This is a genomic window from Acidovorax sp. GW823-FHT01C06, from assembly GCF_058798375.1.
In genome coordinates this window covers 109510-126537 of sequence record NZ_JBXAKN010000008.1, presented here as the reverse complement: position 1 = coordinate 126537, position 17028 = coordinate 109510, and the positions used below count along the sequence as shown (strand labels likewise).

Below are 17028 nucleotides of genomic sequence, written 5' to 3'. Positions count from 1 at the left end.
TGAGGGGGCAGGGCGGCGGGCCCGGCGCGGCGTGGTGCTCAGACTGCTGGCAGGAGCCGGGGGCGGGTCTTGTACAGCAGCGCCGCCGTGGCCACCGCGCACAGCGCCACCAGCGCGCACAGGTGGGGCAGGGCGGCCGACAGCGGCGCGCCCAGCTGGTTGAGCCGCAGCGAGGCCTGCACGCCCGAGGTGCTGGGCAGCAGCCAGCGCAGCCACTGCAGCGGCTCGGACAGGGCCTCCACGGGCCACGAGAAACCGGCCACGAACGCGATGGGCAGCGTGGTGAACAGCAGTACCTGCAGCGCGCGCTCGCGGTTGCCGAACCACAGCCCCAGCAGCGACCCCAGCGCGGCGATGGCGGGCACGTAGCAGGCCAGGAGCGCCAGCGCGCCCAGCGGGTTGCCGCCGCGCGGGTAGCCGTGCAGCACGAAGATCCAGCCAAAGTAGAACAGCCCGCTGGCCCAGCCCAGCGTGCTCAGCGCCAGCAGGCGGCCCAGCCAGGTGGTGGCGCTGGCGCGGTGCTCGCCGGCCTCCACCCAGGTGCCGGTGAGCAGGGCGGCGCCCATGAGCAGGGTCTGCTGCAGGATCAGCAGCGCCACGGCGGGCACCACGAAGCTGCCATAGCCCTCGATGGGATTGAAGAGCGCCACCATCTGCAGCTGCACCGGCGCGCGGCTGGCCGCGGCCTGCTGCGCGCTCTGGCCGCCGGCCTGCAGCTTGCGGATCTCGACCCCGGCGGACACCGTGCCCACCGCCTCGGCGAAGCCGTACTGCACGGCCTTGTTGAGCAGCGCATAGGCACCGTTGGCCTCGATGCTGACCACCGCGTTCTCGCCGCGCACCACGCTGCGCTTGAGGTTGGCGGGGATCAGCGCATAGCCTTCGATCTCGCCGCGCCACAGGGCCTCCTGCGCCTCGCGCTCGCTGCCCGTGACCAGGCGCACCTCGATGCGCGGGTCGGCGTCGGCAAAGCGCGTGATCTGGCGCGACAGGCTGCTGTGGTCCATGTCCACCACCGCCACGGGCACGCGGGTGAGCACCTCGTCGGCATAGAACCAGGGGTAGAAGAAACCGTAGAGCACGGGCGCGCCGATCAGCAGCAGCAGCACGCCCTTGTCGCGCGCCATGGTGGCCAGCGCTAGCAGCCAGGCGTGCAGCAGGCCCCGGGGGGCGGGGTTCGTGTGGACGTGCATGTCAGCGGCCTCCCCAACTGGCGGGCTGGCCCGCGGCAAAGCTCAGCCCCATGGCGGCCACGAGCCAGAGCACGCCGGTGGCGATGAGCAGCGCCGCCATGGTGGACACGCTGGTGGCCAGCGGCGCGCCCATCTGCAACTGCTCGATCTGCAGCCGGATGTAGTGCGTGAACGGCATGGCCTCGGCCCAGGTGCGCGCGCTGGCGGGCATGCCCGCCAGGGGAAACGCCACGCCGCTGAACGCGAACGCCGGCGCCGCGAAGAACCCCGCGCCCGACAGCGCGGTGCGCAGCGAGCGCGTGAGGGCCGCCAGGGCCGCGCCCGCCGCCACCGACACGGCCATCAGCAGCGCCAGCGCGGCGGCCACCCAGGGCAGGCTGCCCGGCGGGTGCCAGCCCCGGCCCCAGGTGATGCCCGCCAGCGCCAGCAGGCCCACCAGCGTGAGGGTGGCCCAGGGCAGCACGAGCTTGCCCAGCAAGGCGCCTGCGACAGGGACGAAACGGCCCGTGCCCAGCCACTCGCCCAGGCTGCGGTCGCGCAGCTCGCGGCCCACCGTCCAGGCACCGGCCGTCATGGCCAGGATGTGCAGCAGCGCGGGGATCAGCGCCGCGCCCAGGAACTGCTCGTAGTTGCTCGACACGTTGAACAGCGCCACCAGCTGCGTGTGGATGGGCTCCATGCTCACGCGCACGGCTTGCGCGCTTTCGCCGCGCTTGTTGCGCGCGGCCATCTCGATGCCCGCCGACAGTGTGCCCACGGCGGCGCGCACGTCGCGCTGCAGCAGGCCCGAATGCGTGCCCATCTGCGCGTTGTGCAGCAGCGTGACCTGGGCTGCGCGGCCTTCCTTCACGGTGCGCGCGAAGTCGCGCGGGATGGTGACGACGGCATAGACCTCGAGGGCGCGCAGCGCGCGCTCCGCCTCGGCCGTGTTGGCGTGGTTCTGCGCGATGCGCACGCCCGGCGTGGCGTCGAGCATGCGCACCAGCTGGCGCGACAGGCTGGAGTGGTCCTCATCGACCACCCCCACGGGCAGGTGGCGCGGCAGGCCGGCCGAGAAAATCCACCACAGCAGCGCCACGGCCAACAGCGGCACCCAGGTGACCATGGCCAGGTCCCAGGGGTCGGCCGCCAGGCGGCGGGCCTCGCGGCGAAAGCTGTTTACTATTGAATTCATAGCTGCTGACGCTTATGTATCAAGCGCTGAAGGCAATTTTTACGTCGATGATCCATTGCGCTTCACGGCCATCGCAGGGCGTGAAAGACGCGCGGCCCAGCCAGGGCAGCCGGACAAGGGCCGCCCCGCGGCGAGGGCTGCGTTCCCCTGCCCGCAACGCACAGCGTTGCGAGAGCCGGGGGGAAGCGCCGCAGGCGCTCAGGGGGTGTCGGTACATTTCACTGCACCAGCACCGTCATGCCGGGGCGCGCGCCCTCGATGGGCGCGGCGGGGCGGGCGCGCACCTCGAAGGTGCGGGCGTCGAAGCCCTGGCCCGCGCGCGTGGCGCGCCAGGTGGCGAAGTCGGGCAGGGCGCCGGTGTGGTAGACCTTGAACTTCACCGCCTTGTTGCCCAGGGCCGGCAGCGTGGCGTCGAACTCGCTGCCGATGGCAAAGCGCTGCAGGCGGTCCTCGCGCACGTTCAGCACCACCCACTGGTCCTTGAGGTCCACCACGGTGACCACGGCCACGCCCTGGGGGGAGAGTTCGCCGGTGCGGGCCAGCACCTTGGCCACTTCGCCCGCCACGGGGCTCTTGAGCTCGGTCTCGGCCTGGGCGGCCTCGACCTCGGCCACCACGCCCGCGACCTGGCGTGCCTGGGCGCTGGCGGCCGAGCGGTCTTCGGTGCGGGCGCCGGCGCGGGCCAGGTCGTACTGGGCCCTGGCGGCCAGCGCCTGGTCGCGCGATGCCTTGAAGTTGGCCTCGGCCTCGTCACGCTTTTGCGCGGCCACCAGGCCCTCGCGGGCCAGGCCGTCCACGCGCTTGAAGGAGGACTCGGCCAGGTCGGCGGCGGCCACGGCGCGCTGCCAGTTCAGCCGGGCCATTTCGATTTCCTGCGGGCGGGCGCCGTGCTGGGCCTTGTCGGCCACGGCCTGGGCGGCCTCCTGCGCGGCGGTGGCCTGGGCCAGCTTGGCCTTGACTTCGGGGCTGTCCATGCGGATCAGCGGCGCGCCCACGGCGATCTGGTCGCCTTCCTTCACCAGGATCTGCGCGATGCGCGCGGTCACCTTGGGAGCGATGTCGGCCTCCTGGGCCTCCATCTGGCCCTGGAAAAGCTCGGGTGCGGGCTGCGAGGCCTTCCACAGGCCAAAGCCCACGAAACCGGCCACGGCCACGACGGCCACGGTGCCGATCACGGCGGCCTTCTTGCTGTTGTTCTTGCTGTTGCTCATGTCATTCGCCTTCGTTCGTTTCGCCTTCGTTCATTCCAGCCGCACCGCATCGGCGCGCGCCATGTAGTTGCCAAAGTCTTCCGACAGGCCGCAGCTCTCCAGCAGGTCGGCCAGAGCCTTCACGTAGTCGTGCGCCGCCTGGGCGCGTTCGGTCTGGGCCTTGGCCTGGTTCACCTGCGCGTCGATCAGGTCCAGCGTGGTGCTGGTGCCGGCCTTCAGGCCCGCAGCGCGCAGGCGCAGCACCTCGTCGGCCAGTTCCAGGCTGGGGGCCATGGCCAGGAACTGGCGGCGGGCCTGCTCCACGCCCAGCCAGCGCTTTTCCACCAGCAGGGCGATGTCGTTCTGCGCCTGCGCGCCGGTGCGCTCGGCCTGCTCGATCTGGCGGTTGGACGACTCGGCCAGCGCATTGCGGTCGATCGAATCCCACAGCGTCCAGCGCACGCCCACGCCCGCCACCCAGTCGGCCTCCTTGCCGGTCTTGAGCTGGCGCTGGCCGAAGGCGAACACCTGGGGCTTGCGCAGTGCCTCCTGCGCGGCGTGCAGCTGCGTGGCCTGCTCCTTCTTGGCGGCCACCTTGGACAGGCCCGGGTGGCGCGCGAGCGCGGTGTCGATGAACTGCGGCAGGGGCTCGAGCGGCCCGTTCAGCACGAACAGCGGGCTGGTGGGCGTCACGCGCTCGCTGGCCTTGAGCGTGCGGGTCAAGGCGGTGGCGGCCAGCTCGGCGTCGTCGCGCGCCTTGCGGGCGTTGCGGCGAGCCTCTTCCAGGGCGGAGCGGGCCTGCAGGCGCTCCACGCGGGCGATCACGCCAGCGTCCAGCATCTTCTGCGCGGCCGCGTCGTGCTGCTCGATGGTGGCCAGGGCTGCCTCGCGCAGCGCGGCCGCCCGCTCGGCCAGCTGGGTGCCGAAGTAGCGCTGCACCAGCAGCGTGGTCGCTTCATGGCCCGTCCTGGCGGCGTCGGCCTCGGCCTCGTGGGTCTGCGCATCGAGCAGGCCGCGCGCCGCCTGGCTGGCGCCCCCCATGTAGATCGGCCAGACGGCCGAGACGGAGCTGGTGGTGTCGCTCTTGTGGCGGTTGAGCGTGTAGCTCGACGGCAGGTGTGGCAGCTGCGCCAGTGGGGCCGCCAGCTGTGGCGGCAGCTGCGACAGCACGCCGGGCAGCACGCGGTTGAGCGGGTTCAGGTCCACATCCAGGTTGGCGTTGTAGGCATAGGCCGCTCCGGTCAGGTTGACCACCGGGCCGCCCAGGCGCTGCATCGCATCGCGGCGCAGCCGTGCGCTCTCGATGGCGCTTTTCGAGGCGGCAAGCTGGTCGGAGCGCTGGCCGAGCTGCTGCAGCGCGGCGTCGAACGCCATGGGTTGCGCATGTGCGGCCCCGGCGGCAAGCGCGAGGGGGGCGGTGGCGATCAGGCACAGCAAAGCTTCGCCTGCCCGGCTCTTGCGCCGGTGCGTTCTGTTGGATGTCATGTTTCAGCTCGTCGTGGTCAGCGCCTGCCCCGGTGGCCGGGGGCAGGCCGCGCGGTGCAGGGCAGGTGGTTGGTTTGTAGCAGCACGGGGCTTGCGGGTCAAAGGGGCGGTGCGCGGTGGTCCGTTGCCGGCATCAGCGCGCGCCCACGGGGGTGAAGGCGTCGCTGTGTTCGGCCAGCCAGCGCGCGGACAGGTCGCTGCCGTGCTGGCCGGGATGGAAGTCGCGCCGCAGGTATTCGCGCCAGGGCCGCCACGTCTCGCGCACGAGGCCGCCCTTGCCAAGCAGCGTGCGGGCGGCGCTGGCCCAGGTGCTCCACTTCCACAGCGTGCCGTCGCGGCGCAGGTTGCCCAGGGTCTGGCGCAGCACATCGCCCAGGAACACCAGGGTGATGCGGCGAAACCAGGTGATGCGCCATTCGTGGTTGCCGCCCAGGGCCTGGTACAGGTCGAAGGCCGTGTTCCGGTGCTCCGATTCTTCGGCGCAGTGCCATTGCCACATCGTGGCCAGGCGCGGCTCGGCGCCGGCGAGCGTTTCGGGGTGCGCCAGCAGCCATTCGGCCAGCAGGGCGGTGAAGTGCTCGTTGGCGGCGGTCACGGCCAGCGGGTGGCGCGGATCGGCATGGGCGAAAAGCTTCATGCGCTCCTGCGCGCGGGGAGCCCATTCGTTGACCAGGCCCTGCTTTTCCAGGTGGCCGTTGAACAGCGCGTGGATGCGGCGGTGCGTGGCCTCCTGGCCGATGAAGCCGCGCACTTCGTCCGCGAACCGCGCATGCTGTTCGGCCGGCAGGGCCTTGTGGCCGTCCTTCACGGCGTCGATGAAGAACTGCTCACCCACCGGAAAGCTCATCGACAGCGCATTGAAGAACGCCGAGCGAAACGCATCCCCCCCGCACCAGTGGCGCTCGAACGGGGTTTCAAGGTCGATCAGCAGGCGGCGGACAACAAGTTCGGTCATGGAAAACACTCCTTGGGAAGGCCGGGGAACAGGGCTGGTACTGGTAAGTACCAATGATCTGGATCATGCCTGCCAGGTGTGGTACTGTCAAGTACCCGCTGTGATTCCTGCCCCCATCCGCATGCCGACCCCTGACGCCGCCCCCTCCGCCCCGGCCCCCGAGCCCCGCGCCCGTCTGCTCGAGGGCATGGCCCGTGCGGTGGCCTCCAAAGGCTATGCCGACACCACCATCGCCGACATCGTGCGCGAGGCCAGCGTGTCGCGCCGCACGTTCTACGAGAACTTCGCCGACAAGGCCGAGTGCCTGATCGCTCTGTACGAGGTGGCCAGCGGCAATGCGATCGCGGTGCTGCGCGCGGCGATCGACCCGCACAGCGACTGGCAGGCGCAGGTGGAGCAGGCGATGGGTGCGTACTTCGGCGTGCTCACGCGCAACCCGGTGCTGCTGCGCACGCTGTTCATCGAGATCCTGGGCCTGGGCGCTCCGGGCCTGGGAGCGCGGCGGCGCGCCAACCAGCAACTGGCCGACCTGATGCTGGACGTGGTGAACAACCGCCCGGGCGAGCGCCTGCGCAAGACGCCGCTGCAGCCCACCATGGCCATGGCGGTCGTGGGCGGCATCAACGAGATGGTCCTGCAGGCGATCGAGCAGGAGCGGGCGGGCCAGTTGCAGGAGCTGGTGGAGCCCGCCGCAGCGTTGCTGCGGGCCGCGATTTCGGCGGAGTTCTGAGCGTGTTGTCGGCACGGGTGCCGCAGCCCGCGCCGCGAGCCGGTCACACCTCGTTGGCAATCTCGATCAGGTTTTCGTCCGGGTCGTAGATATAGACCGAGCGCAGCCTGTGGCGTGCGCCCGTTGCACCCACCGGGCCTTGCACGATGGCGACGCCTTCGGCCTGCAGGTGCGCGATGACATCGTCAAGCGGCATCCTGGTGAGAAAACACAGGTCGCCCGAGCCCGCAGTGGCATGGCGCACATTGGGGTCCACCACCGTGCCTACTTCGTGCAGGTTGATCTTTTGCGCGCCGAAGTGCAGCGCGTACCGCCGGGGCTTGAACTCCCGCGCGATCATGCCCAGCACGCGCTCATAAAACGCAATGGTCTTGTCGATGCTGGCAACGGTGAGGACGACGTGGTCGATTGATTCCAGAGCGATGGGCATGGCGTGCGGCGGTGTGGTCAAGCAGGCGGGTGATTGTGCTCCAGTGTCGCGGGCTGCAGCCACCGCTTGTTGGCCGCAAACACTGCCGTCAGCGCCAGCCCGGCCAGCAGCGCCATGAACCAGTGCGGGGGCGATAGCGGCGCAAACTTGAAAGCGCTGGCCAGCCCCGGCACGGTGGTGATCGCGGTCAGCGCCGCCAGCGTGCCCCCCGACACCCACAGGCTGACGGGGGTGAGGCCCGCCCACAGGCTGCGCCAGCTCAAGATGCCGGGGGTGTCGCTGCTGCGGCTGGGCAGGATGAGCGCTGCGTTCGCAGCCACCAGCACCACGAATGCGGCCGTGCTGGCAGTGGCGGCATGTGCCGGCTGGCCCAGGAGCCAGGCATACAGGCCCACCACGGCGGCGGTCACCACGCTGCCTTGCAACATGCTCAGCAGGAAGTGGCGTGCCGAGAGCAGGGGCTCGCCAGCCCCGCGCGGCGGCTGCTGCATGAGATCGGCAGCGCCTTCCTCGGCCTCGAACACGATCGAGCAGGCCGGGTCGATGACCAGTTCCAGAAACGCGATGTGCAGCGGCGCCAGCACCAGCGGCAGCCCGAGCAGCACCGGCAGCAGCGCCAGGCCAATGATGGGCACGTGCACCGCCAGCGTGTAGACCATGGCCTGGCGCAGGTTGGCAAAGGTCTGCCGCCCCCGATGAATCGCCAACACGATGGCTGCGAAATCGTCGTGCAGTAGCACCAGGGCTGCGGCCTCGCGCGCCACGTCGGTGCCGCGCTGTCCCATGGCGATGCCGATGTGGGCGGCCTTGAGGGCCGGGGCGTCGTTCACACCGTCGCCCGTCATGGCCACCACCTCGCCCTGGGCCTTGAGGGCTTCGACCAGCGCCAGTTTCTGGTGCGGCTTGATGCGGGCAAACACACTGACCTGCCGTACCTTGTCGGCCAGTACCTGTGGCGGCATCTGGGCCAGCTCATCGCCGGTGACCACGCTCTCATGGGCAATGCCCGCCTGGGCCGCAATGGCGCGGGCGGTGCGAGGGTGGTCGCCGGTGATCATCACCACGCGGATACCCGCCTGGCGGCATTGCGCGACGGCCTGGGGCACCTCGGGACGCAGCGGGTCGGCCAGGGCCACCAGGCCCAGCCACTCAAAGTCAAAGTCGTGCTGAATGTCAGGCCAGGTGTCCTGTGCGCGGTGCCGGGCCTTGGCCACGCCCAGTACCCGCAGGCCCCGGTCGGCCAGGCGGGCGGCCTGGGCGCTGACGGCGGCGCGTTCGGCGTCGGGCAGGTGGCAGAGGTCCGCCACGGCTTCGGGCGCGCCCTTGGTGGCCACGGTGTCGTGCGCCGAGGTGCCGTCGCGCCACAGGTGGCTCATGGCCAGCAGCCGGGGCGACAGCTCGTATTCGCGCGCCAGCGACCATGTGGGGTGCAAATGATCAGTGCCCAGCAGGTGGTCGCCCGCCATGCGGTGAAAGGCCTGCTCCATCGGATCGTGCGGTTCGATCTCGCTGGCCAGCACGGCGTATTCCAGCAGTTCGTGGAAAACCTCCGGCAGCGCCGTGCCGCCTGCTGCTGCGCGCAGGTTCTGTACATCCAGCTCTTGGCCTGCGATGCACAGCGCCGCCACGGCCATGCGGTTTTGCGTGAGGGTGCCGGTCTTGTCCACGCACAGCACGGTGGTCTGCCCCAGCGTCTCGATGGCGTTGAGCCGCCGCGTCAGCACCTGCTGTGCCGCCAGCCGCCGCGCGGCCAGGGCGAGGAAGACGATCATGATCACGGGCAGCTCTTGCGGCAGGATGCCCATGGCCAGCGTGATGCCCGCCAGCACGGCCTGCAGCGCGTCGCCGCGCAGCGCCCAGAACAGGGCCACCAGCAGCGCGCACAGCGACAGCCCGATGAGCACCAGCTTGTGCGTGAGTCGCGCCATTTCCTCGCGCAGCGGCGAGGCCTGCAGCGCAATGGTGTCGAGCGACTGGCCAATGCGCCCCAGCTCGGTGTGGCGCCCCACGGCCGTGACCCGAACCAGGCCCTGGCCGCCAACCACCAGCGTGCCCGCAAACACCTTGTCGGCAGTTTGCTTGGCCACGGGCTCGGATTCACCGGTCAGCATCGATTCGTTGGTGGCCAGCTCGTGGGCCTGCAGCAGCAGGCCGTCGGCGGGGATGCGGTCGCCTTCGGCAATCATCAGCAGGTCTTCGCGCACCACATCGCGGCCCGCAATGCGCACCAGGGTGCCGCCGCGCAGCGCCTGCGCGCGGGGGCTGGAGAGGTCGCGCAGGGCGCTCAGCGCGTTGTCGGTGCGGCGCTCCTGCAGCACCGTGATCGCCATGATGATGACCACAAAGCCCAGCAGGATCATCGCCTCGTGCGCGTCGCCCATGGCGAGGTAGATGGCGCCTGCGCCCAGCAGCAGCAGGAACATGGGCTCGGTGACCACGTCCCGGGCCATGTCGCGCAGCGTGCGGCGCTGGGTGATGCCCAGTTCGTTGGGGCCTTCTTCACGCAGGCGTTGGGCGGCCAGGGCCGGGTCGAGGCCGGTGGGGGAGTCTGGGGTGGGCATGGGGGCGTGGGGCAGCGTTGTACAGAGGGCTGCAACGGTGCAACTGTTATACCGCGCGCAGGTGTCTGCATCCCTGACGCAGCGCAGTGCGCCGCACCCGATCTGCCTTCATCACACCTCGCACATCACAAAGTCCGCTTTGCCGACATGGCACTCGGGGCAGCGCCAGTCCTCAGGCACGTCGGCCCAGCAGGTGCCGGGCGCCAACCCGTCTTCGGGCCTGCCAGCGGCTTCGTCATGGATCCACCCGCAGACGACGCACATGTAGATTTTCATGGGATGGTTTCCTTCAGTGGTGGTTGCCGTGGCTCAGTCGTCCTCGTGGTGCTGCTGGCGCTGGGCCGATGTGCTGCCGGCGGTCCAGCCGCTGGGTGACTGCTGCCATTGCCAGGCGCCGAAGGCCAGGGCTGCGATCAGCAGCAGGGCGGCCAGCCAGGCACGGTTCTTGGGGACCAGGTCTGGCCCCTTGCCCTCCACCCGGCCGGTCAGCATGGGCATTGCCTGGTTCTTGCGCCGCAGGACGCTCAAGCCTGCAATCAGTGCGATGTGAGCCAGCACCACCAAGAGCAAGGCGTTTCCAACAAACTCATGCACTTCTTCCATCCAGTCGCCACCCAGCGCTTCGCCCCAGTCGTTGTACGTGGCATAGCCGCTGAGCGTGAGGGGCACGACCAGCGCCAGCAGCAACACAATGGCCAGCGCCATCAGCAGGTTCTGGCCCTGGCGCCAGTTGATCCCTGCGATCGACGTGGCCTGGGGCAGGGTGCGCAGCCATGCCGGGGCCCCCGCCAGCTTGCGCCACAGCAGGCCCAGGCCCGATGTGCGTGGCCCGAAGATGCCGTACAGCAAGCGAAAGCCCAGCAGGCCCGCCATGGTGTAGCCCAGCGTGACGTGCAGCAGCCGCCAGTGTTCACCGTCGGCCGTGGCGTAGGCCCCCGCAAAGCACAGTGCGAACAGCCAGTGGAACATGCGCGTGGGCGCATCGGTCACCCGGCGGCCGGAGGCCTTGGCAGGGGCTGGCTGCGCAGTGGTGCTGGCAGGGTGAAGGGACGGGGTGTTGTTCATCGTGTTCTCCTGGTGGGGACGCCGAAGGTTTCTGTCCGTGGCGGTCAGTCGTTCCATGCGCGGCGCGATCGGGGATCGAGCCCCGCCGGCATGCGCAGGTTGTGTTCATCAAACCGCCCCTGGTCCGCGCCCGTGTGGCAGGCCGCGCAGTTGGCGGCGCTTTTCACGCTGGCGAGCTTCCAGGTGGCGGAGGCAATCCTTCGGTGCTTGCGTTCAAACCACGTCGAGCGGGTGATGCGGTCCTCCGTGGGCTCCTCGTTCACGCGCTTGTAGGTACCTGCGTGGGCCTGCAGCCACTGGTTGAGCTGGCGCACGGCGGCCGCGTCCAGCGATGCGTCGGTGCCGTAGTGTTTGTCGAGGCCCGTCATCACGCGGTTCCATGATGCGGCGGGCAGCAGACCGGGTGGGTAGGCGGTGTGGCAGGCCGCGCATTCCTGCGTGTAGGCGGCGGGCATGTTGCGGGGCATGGCTCTCCCGCCTTCCGCACGGGCGCTGGAGAGCGACAGCAGGGTCAGCGCGCACACGGCGGCGGCCCTGGCCGCCGGGCGGAGGGGAACAGATTTCTTCATGATGCGATGGCTTCAGGGCTTGAGAGCGTTGAGGTAGGCCAGCACATCGGCCTTCTCGATCGCTGTGCATTCGCGGCTCAGCACGTCGTTGCAGTTGCGGCGAAACCACTTGTCGATCTTGGCCGTGTCGGTGAAGGCCCTGGGGTTGAAGGCGGGGGCCAGGGGTGCGATCGACTTGCCGGTGCTGGCATGTTTGCCCTGCGTGGTGGGTGGCGTGCCGTGGCACGAGGCGCAAGACCACTCGCCGCCATGTCGGGTGGTGAAGAACACCTTGCCCTTGTCGGCGTGGCCCGGGCTGCCGGCCTGTGCGCTCCAGTGCGCGAGCTGCCGGGCGGCGGTGGTGTCTGCGGCGTGGCTGATGTTGGTGGCCGCCATTGCGCAGAGCGCAGTCAGTGCCAGGGTGCGGAGGGCGGGCATTGTGTTGTCCTTGTGGGTTGTTTCGTGTGCAGCCATTGTTGAAATGGCTGCCTGAACGGGGCGTGAAAGGGCTGTTCATCGGCCGTTCAGACACCGGACAGGACAATGCACCCATGGTTTCCATCCCCTACCGCGCCTCCACAAGCTGCCGGGTTGCGCGCCTGGACGTGGCGGCGTGTGTGCTGTGGGCCGCTGCGCTGGCTACGCCACACGCTCTGGCCAGCGGCAAGGAAGACCACGACCGCGCCCGGCAGGCCGTGCAGGCGGGCCAGGTGCTGCCGTTGCCCGTGGTGCTGGAGCGTCTGCAGCGCGAAGTGCCCGGCCAGGTGCTGGAAGTGGAGCTGGAGCAGGAGCAGGAGCGGGATCGCTGGATTTACGAGATCAAGCTGCTCACACCTGCGGGGCAGTTGACCAAGGTCAAGCTGGATGCGCGCACGGCCGAGGTGTTGCGCATCAAATCGCGCGACGATCAACGCACCGGCCGAGAGCACCGGCAAGAGCGGCCTCGCAATTAGCCATCCATGCGCATCCTCCTGGTAGAAGACGACACGTTGCTGCGCGCCCAGTTGCGCACGGCGCTGCACGGCGCTGGCTACACCGTGGACGAAGCCGACAACGGGCGCGACGCGCAGTTTCTGGGCGACACCGAGGCGGTGGATGCCGTGGTGCTGGACCTGGGCCTGCCGGTGGTGGACGGGCTCACGGTGCTCAAGCGCTGGCGGGCCGAGGGGCGCAACATGCCGGTGCTGATCCTCACCGCGCGGGACAACTGGCACGAAAAGGTGGCGGGTATCGACGCCGGTGCCGATGACTACCTGACCAAACCATTTCACCAGGAAGAACTGCTGGCGCGCCTGCGCGCACTCATCCGCCGCGCCAGCGGGCTGGCGTCGGCGGTGCTGCAGTGTGGCGACTGGTCGCTGGACACCCGCAGTGGCCGTGTGACCTGCGCGGGCCAGCCCGTGGCGCTGACGGCGCATGAGTACAAGGTGCTCGCCTACCTCATGCACCGGCCCGGCGTGCTGGTATCGCGCGCCGAGCTGACCGAACACATCTACGCACAGGACTTTGACCGGGACTCCAACACCATCGAAGTCTTTGTCGGGCGCTTGCGAAAAAAGCTGCATTCGCTGTCGGTCCACGCTGCCCGTATCGAGACGGTGCGTGGCATGGGCTACCGCCTGGTGCCGCCATGAGCTGGAGCGGTCTGCACTGGTCGCGCTCCCTGCGGTTTCGGCTGCTGGCCGTGACGGTGGCGGGGGTGGCGGTGGCCGTGGTGCTGGCTGGCGTGGTGCTCAGCGGGCTGTTCCGCGAGCATGTGCAGCGCCAGTTCGAGGCGGCCCTCCTGCAGCAGCTGGACCAGGTCACGGCGCGCCTGGAGTTTGATGCCCAGGGCCGGCCGGCGATCGCTGCGCAGGCGCTGTCGGACCCGCGCTGGCTCAAACCCTATTCCGGCCTGTACTGGCAGGTGGACGCCATGGCCCCCGATGGACACGGCCGTGCCGGGGTGCTGCGTTCGCGCTCGTTGTGGGACACCAGCCTGGCCTTGCAGGTGGATGCGCTGACCGATGGCGCCGTGCATGTGCATGAAGTGGCTGGCCCGAAGGGCGCGCCGTTGCTGGTGCTGGAGCGCTCGGTGCGTGCCGAGGGCGCGGAAACGGCGCGCTGGCGCCTGATCGTGGCGGCCGATCTGCAGGCCACGCAGGCGGCCACCGCGCGCTTCACGCGCGTGCTGGCGCTGTCGCTGGCTGCGCTGCTGGTGCTGCTGGCAGCGGCCGCCTGGGCCCAGGTGGCGGTGGGGCTCAAGCCCTTGCGGGCGCTGCAGCGGGGTTTGCTGGATGTGCAGCAGGCGCGGGCCACCCAGCTGCAGGGCGCATTCCCTGTCGAGGTGCAGCCGCTGGTGGATGACTTCAACGCCGTTCTGGGCCGCAATGCCGAGGTGGTGGAACGCGCGCGCACCCAGGCGGGCAATCTGGCGCACGCCTTGAAAACACCGCTGACCGTGCTGGAGAACGCGGCGCGCGCTTCACCATCCGATGATGGGGGCGCGCTGGCGGCGCTGGTGCACGACCAGGTGCGGGTCGCGCGGCGCCACATCGACTGGCACCTGGCACGGTCACGCTTGGCCGCATCGGCGCGCCTGCCCGGCCAGCGCACGGCGCTGGAGCCGGTGGTGGGCGGACTGGTGCGTGTCATGAACAAGGTGCATGCCGGGAGGGGCCTGGACATCAGGGTAGTGCTGCCCGATGCTCCGCTGTTCTTTGCAGGCGAGGCGCAGGATCTGCAGGAAATGCTGGGCAACCTGTTGGACAACGCCTGCAAATGGGCGCAGTCCACCGTGCGGCTGCAGGCGCAGGCCCTCGGCGGGCGGCAGCCACAGGTTGTGGTCAGTGTCGAGGATGACGGCCCCGGCATCGGTGCCGCGCAGCGTGCGCAGGCTGTGGAACGTGGCGTGCGGCTGGACGAGACGGTGCCGGGCACGGGGCTGGGCCTTGCCATCGTGCAGGACCTGGCGGCCATCTACGGCGGGCGGCTGGACCTGGAGCCGGCCGACCTGGGCGGCCTGCGGGTGGTGCTTGCGTTGCCCGCCGCGCGGGAGGCTGTGTAAAAAGGCCTGCTGGAGCGGCACCGGCGTAAAAAAGCCCGCCGAAGCGGGCTAAGGCCCTGACAAATCCCCTCGATCTCTCGAATGTCGCAAAGCCTTGGACTGGACGTGGAGAGCCTATCACCCGCCGTGGCGTTTGACCATCAGGGGAACGATAGGCCGTGCCACGATATTTGGGACCTTGGGCGGCCGGACGGCGCGGCTCGCCGCGCGGTGGGAGGCAAGAAAGCCCTCAGCGCTTGTGAAATATGTCTTGGCTGCTCTTGATTCAGGAGCAGATCAGAGCCTGCTCTCCACGCTGTTGCGCATGGCGATCTGGGCCACGGCATCCAGCGCGCCGTCCACCACGGTCTGCTGGGAGAGCACGTGCAGGGCGCCTTGCTGGATGAGCCGGTCCACCAGCCGCAGGGTCATCGACTGGGTGTGGCCGGAGGCGCTGGTGAAAAGGAAGAAGGTTCCGTTCGAGCCGATCCACGACAGCTGGGTCCGCTCCCACTTGCCTGTCACCAGCAGGTTCACCCAGCTGCCGATGGCCAGCGGGGGGATGCCTGGCGCCTCGCCCGCCTCGGGCGCCGGCACGGGCTCCGGCCTCTCGGACTCGGGAGACTGCGAGGATTCCATGAAGCCCGACTCCCTGGCTTCGGAGGGCGCGACCCAGGGCTCTTCGTCCTCGAGGGGGGCGGGCTGCGCTGGCGCCGCCGCCTTCGCCTCGGCGGGCGGTGCGCAGGGCGCGGGCGGCGCAGCGGCCGGCCTCGGCGTGGGCTTGAAGGCCTGCTGGTGCAGCTGCATCAGCAGCGCGAAGACGGCCTCGGTCCGGTCCGGGGGGTAGTCGATGGACGCCAGCCCCTCGCGCAGCTTGGCCAGCAGCTTGGGAAGCAGGCGCGCGAGCTGGCCCGTGTTCATGCGCGTCAGCTCGGGCTGCGCGCTCCAGATGAGCGCGTCCACCACTTCCTGGTAGCGGCCCGGGTCGGTGCTGCCGGTCTTGTCGGCCAGGCGCGCCTCGGCCATGACCTTGGCCCAGGGGCCGAGCAGGAAGCGGGAGATGGCGTCGGGAACCTTGCCGATGTCGGGCAGCAGCCAGATGTCGCGCGATATCTTGGCCGCCAGGAGGTGGCGCTGCTCCGCGTGCTGCAGCGCCTCGATGGCGCGCAAGCGCTCCTGCTTGCCCGCCTGCTCTTTCTGCTCCCATTTGGCGTGCAGCTGCTGCAGCACCTGCTCGAAATCGTGGGGGCCCTCGATGGTGGCCGTGGCCAGCGGGCCCGCAATGTTCATGAGCGACCGCATGAAGCTCTGGAAACCGGGCGCCTCGGTGCTGTTGAAGGCGAGGCTGCGGTCGGTGATGTCCTGCAGCAGGCGGCGCGCGGAATGCTCCTTGTGGCTGAAGAAACGGGGGTCGGCCAGCGCCAGCTGCATCAGCGCGGGCTCCAGCGCCCGCACGAACTGCTGCACGGGCCACAGCAGCCGGCTGTCGCGCGCGATGTTGTCCACCATCAGCGCGACTACCTCCATGCTCAGGGCCTGACCGAGCCCGCTGGCGTGCCGGCGCGGCGTGGCCGCGGAGCTCGCTCCCTCGCCGCCGCCCGCCGGAGGGCGCTGGTTTCCCAGGCGCTCCATCATGTGGCCGACCTGGTTCATCTCCTGCAGTGCCTCGAAGGCGGCGGGCACGGTGATGGCGAAATCCGTGGGGGGTGGATCGAGCGCCGGAAGCTGATCGGGGTTCTCGAACTCGCGCGCGAACCGCTCGGCGAAGTTCTCCTGGGGCGCAGGCCCGTGCTCCGGTACCGGGGCGGGCTTGTCGCTGAGTTCGCCCAGCAGGAGCCGGCGCAGGCGGTCGAGCGTGAGCAGCGGGTCGGCAGCCCCCCCCGAGGCGGACAGGTCGGTGTCGGCGGCGAAGCCGGGGGACGCGCCGCCCTCGGCCGGCGCGACATAGACGACCTGGCCGTCGGCCTGCCGCATGGCGTAGCCCACGGGCTGCACGCCGCTTTGCCGCAGCTGCGCGGTCTGGGCGAGGTACAGCCCGCGCAGCTCTGTACCCAGCGCCTGCGCCAGGTGCCCCATCCAGTCGTGCCGCACCTGGTCCGTGACCTGCATCTGCGACACCACGGCCTGCAGCGCCTGCAGGAAGACCTCGGGGCGCAGGGGGTTCTGGTCGGGCAGTACTTTCGGCAGCCCCTGCGCCGCGCACACCAGGGCGTCCAGGTCGGCCAGCGGCCCCTCGACGGCGGAGATCAGGATCTGGCGGGCACGGGCACGCTCGACGCTTTCGCTGATCTGCGACTCGTCCATCAGTTCGAGTTCATCGAAATGGACGGTGAACAGGGAGCGCGAGGATTTTTCATCCTTGCGCGTGGTTTCCTGGTCGAGCGCCTTGCGCAGCGCGTCGGGATAGCGCTCGCTCATCACGAAGGCCAGCCGCGAGAGCTGCTGCCGTGCTTCCAGCATGGCATGGTGCTCGCCGGGGGTGCGGGCGGTGTCCAGGCGCGCCTGCAGGGACATGCGCGCGGCCTCGGCGACGAGCTCCATCAGGTGCCTGGACTCCGCCACCATGCCGTGCACGATGCGCTGGTACGGCGAGGCGTGGCTGTCGGAGGGGGCAGGGGCGGACGATGCGGTGTGTTTCAAGGCCATCTTCTCTGAAGAGATACCGGTAGCCA

16 protein-coding genes are annotated in these 17028 nt (G+C 69.8%); 4 read left to right on the top strand and 12 right to left on the bottom strand.

Translation table 11 applies throughout. The annotated features are described in order from the left end of the window. Positions 1–38: 38 nt before the first annotated feature. The 5 genes from AC1RCS_RS17100 to AC1RCS_RS17080 all read right to left on the bottom strand — a co-directional run bounded on the left by AC1RCS_RS17100 (position 39) and on the right by AC1RCS_RS17080 (position 5997). On the bottom strand, positions 39–1193 hold the full coding sequence (locus AC1RCS_RS17100) for an ABC transporter permease (protein WP_492245468.1): 1155 nt from the start codon (positions 1191–1193) through the stop codon (positions 39–41). A 1-nt stretch (position 1194) separates the two neighbouring features. Further along, on the bottom strand, positions 1195–2367 hold the full coding sequence (locus AC1RCS_RS17095; RefSeq protein WP_492245469.1) for an ABC transporter permease: 1173 nt from the start codon (positions 2365–2367) through the stop codon (positions 1195–1197). A gap of 218 nt (positions 2368–2585) precedes the next feature. Then, positions 2586–3578: an HlyD family secretion protein gene (locus AC1RCS_RS17090; protein WP_492245470.1), complete on the bottom strand. Its 993-nt coding sequence runs from the start codon at positions 3576–3578 to the stop codon at positions 2586–2588. Between the two features lie 30 nt (positions 3579–3608). Beyond that, positions 3609–5042 (bottom strand): TolC family protein, encoded by a 1434-nt coding sequence (locus AC1RCS_RS17085; RefSeq protein WP_492245471.1) that lies wholly within the window; start codon positions 5040–5042, stop codon positions 3609–3611. Between the two features lie 133 nt (positions 5043–5175). Then, entirely contained in the window at positions 5176–5997 is an 822-nt protein-coding gene (locus AC1RCS_RS17080; RefSeq protein WP_492245472.1) for a metal-dependent hydrolase, read from the bottom strand. Between the two features lie 121 nt (positions 5998–6118). Here AC1RCS_RS17080 and AC1RCS_RS17075 point away from each other — a divergent pair, with 121 nt between their 5' ends. Beyond that, positions 6119–6727 carry a TetR/AcrR family transcriptional regulator gene (locus AC1RCS_RS17075; protein ID WP_218297619.1) on the top strand — a complete coding sequence of 203 codons (609 nt, stop codon included), beginning with the start codon at positions 6119–6121 and terminating at the stop codon, positions 6725–6727. A 43-nt stretch (positions 6728–6770) separates the two neighbouring features. Here AC1RCS_RS17075 and AC1RCS_RS17070 read toward each other — a convergent pair whose 3' ends face one another. The 6 genes from AC1RCS_RS17070 to AC1RCS_RS17045 all read right to left on the bottom strand — a co-directional run bounded on the left by AC1RCS_RS17070 (position 6771) and on the right by AC1RCS_RS17045 (position 11769). Next, complete coding sequence (locus AC1RCS_RS17070; protein ID WP_218297618.1) at positions 6771–7157, bottom strand: VOC family protein; 387 nt, start codon at positions 7155–7157, stop codon at positions 6771–6773. A 17-nt stretch (positions 7158–7174) separates the two neighbouring features. Next, the gene (locus AC1RCS_RS17065) at positions 7175–9718 is read right to left on the bottom strand and encodes a cation-translocating P-type ATPase (protein WP_492245473.1); all 2544 of its coding nucleotides are present in this window, start codon (positions 9716–9718) and stop codon (positions 7175–7177) included. Between the two features lie 111 nt (positions 9719–9829). Continuing rightward, on the bottom strand, positions 9830–9994 hold the full coding sequence (locus AC1RCS_RS17060) for a rubredoxin (protein ID WP_218297616.1): 165 nt from the start codon (positions 9992–9994) through the stop codon (positions 9830–9832). 33 nt (positions 9995–10027) lie between these two features. Then, the gene (locus AC1RCS_RS17055; RefSeq protein WP_218297615.1) at positions 10028–10783 is read right to left on the bottom strand and encodes a cytochrome b/b6 domain-containing protein; all 756 of its coding nucleotides are present in this window, start codon (positions 10781–10783) and stop codon (positions 10028–10030) included. 44 nt (positions 10784–10827) lie between these two features. After that, positions 10828–11352 (bottom strand): diheme cytochrome c, encoded by a 525-nt coding sequence (locus tag AC1RCS_RS17050; RefSeq protein ID WP_492245474.1) that lies wholly within the window; start codon positions 11350–11352, stop codon positions 10828–10830. A 12-nt stretch (positions 11353–11364) separates the two neighbouring features. After that, positions 11365–11769 (bottom strand): DUF1924 domain-containing protein, encoded by a 405-nt coding sequence (locus tag AC1RCS_RS17045; protein WP_218297613.1) that lies wholly within the window; start codon positions 11767–11769, stop codon positions 11365–11367. Positions 11770–11882: 113 nt separating this feature from the next. Here AC1RCS_RS17045 and AC1RCS_RS17040 point away from each other — a divergent pair, with 113 nt between their 5' ends. Genes AC1RCS_RS17040 through AC1RCS_RS17030 form a run of 3 tightly spaced genes read left to right on the top strand, consistent with a single transcriptional unit; the run spans position 11883 to position 14377 of the window. Further along, the gene (locus AC1RCS_RS17040) at positions 11883–12284 is read left to right on the top strand and encodes a PepSY domain-containing protein (protein WP_492245475.1); all 402 of its coding nucleotides are present in this window, start codon (positions 11883–11885) and stop codon (positions 12282–12284) included. Positions 12285–12290: 6 nt separating this feature from the next. Then, a complete protein-coding gene (locus tag AC1RCS_RS17035) occupies positions 12291–12965 on the top strand; it encodes a response regulator (RefSeq protein WP_218297611.1) in 675 nt (224 codons plus the stop codon). Continuing rightward, positions 12962–14377: a sensor histidine kinase gene (locus AC1RCS_RS17030; protein WP_492245476.1), complete on the top strand. Its 1416-nt coding sequence runs from the start codon at positions 12962–12964 to the stop codon at positions 14375–14377. The genes AC1RCS_RS17035 and AC1RCS_RS17030 overlap by 4 nt, the downstream gene beginning before the upstream one ends. 276 nt (positions 14378–14653) lie before the next feature. Here the strand turns inward: AC1RCS_RS17030 and AC1RCS_RS17025 are convergent, their stop codons facing one another. Continuing rightward, complete coding sequence (locus AC1RCS_RS17025; protein WP_492245518.1) at positions 14654–17002, bottom strand: DUF1631 family protein; 2349 nt, start codon at positions 17000–17002, stop codon at positions 14654–14656. Positions 17003–17028 lie beyond the last annotated feature (26 nt).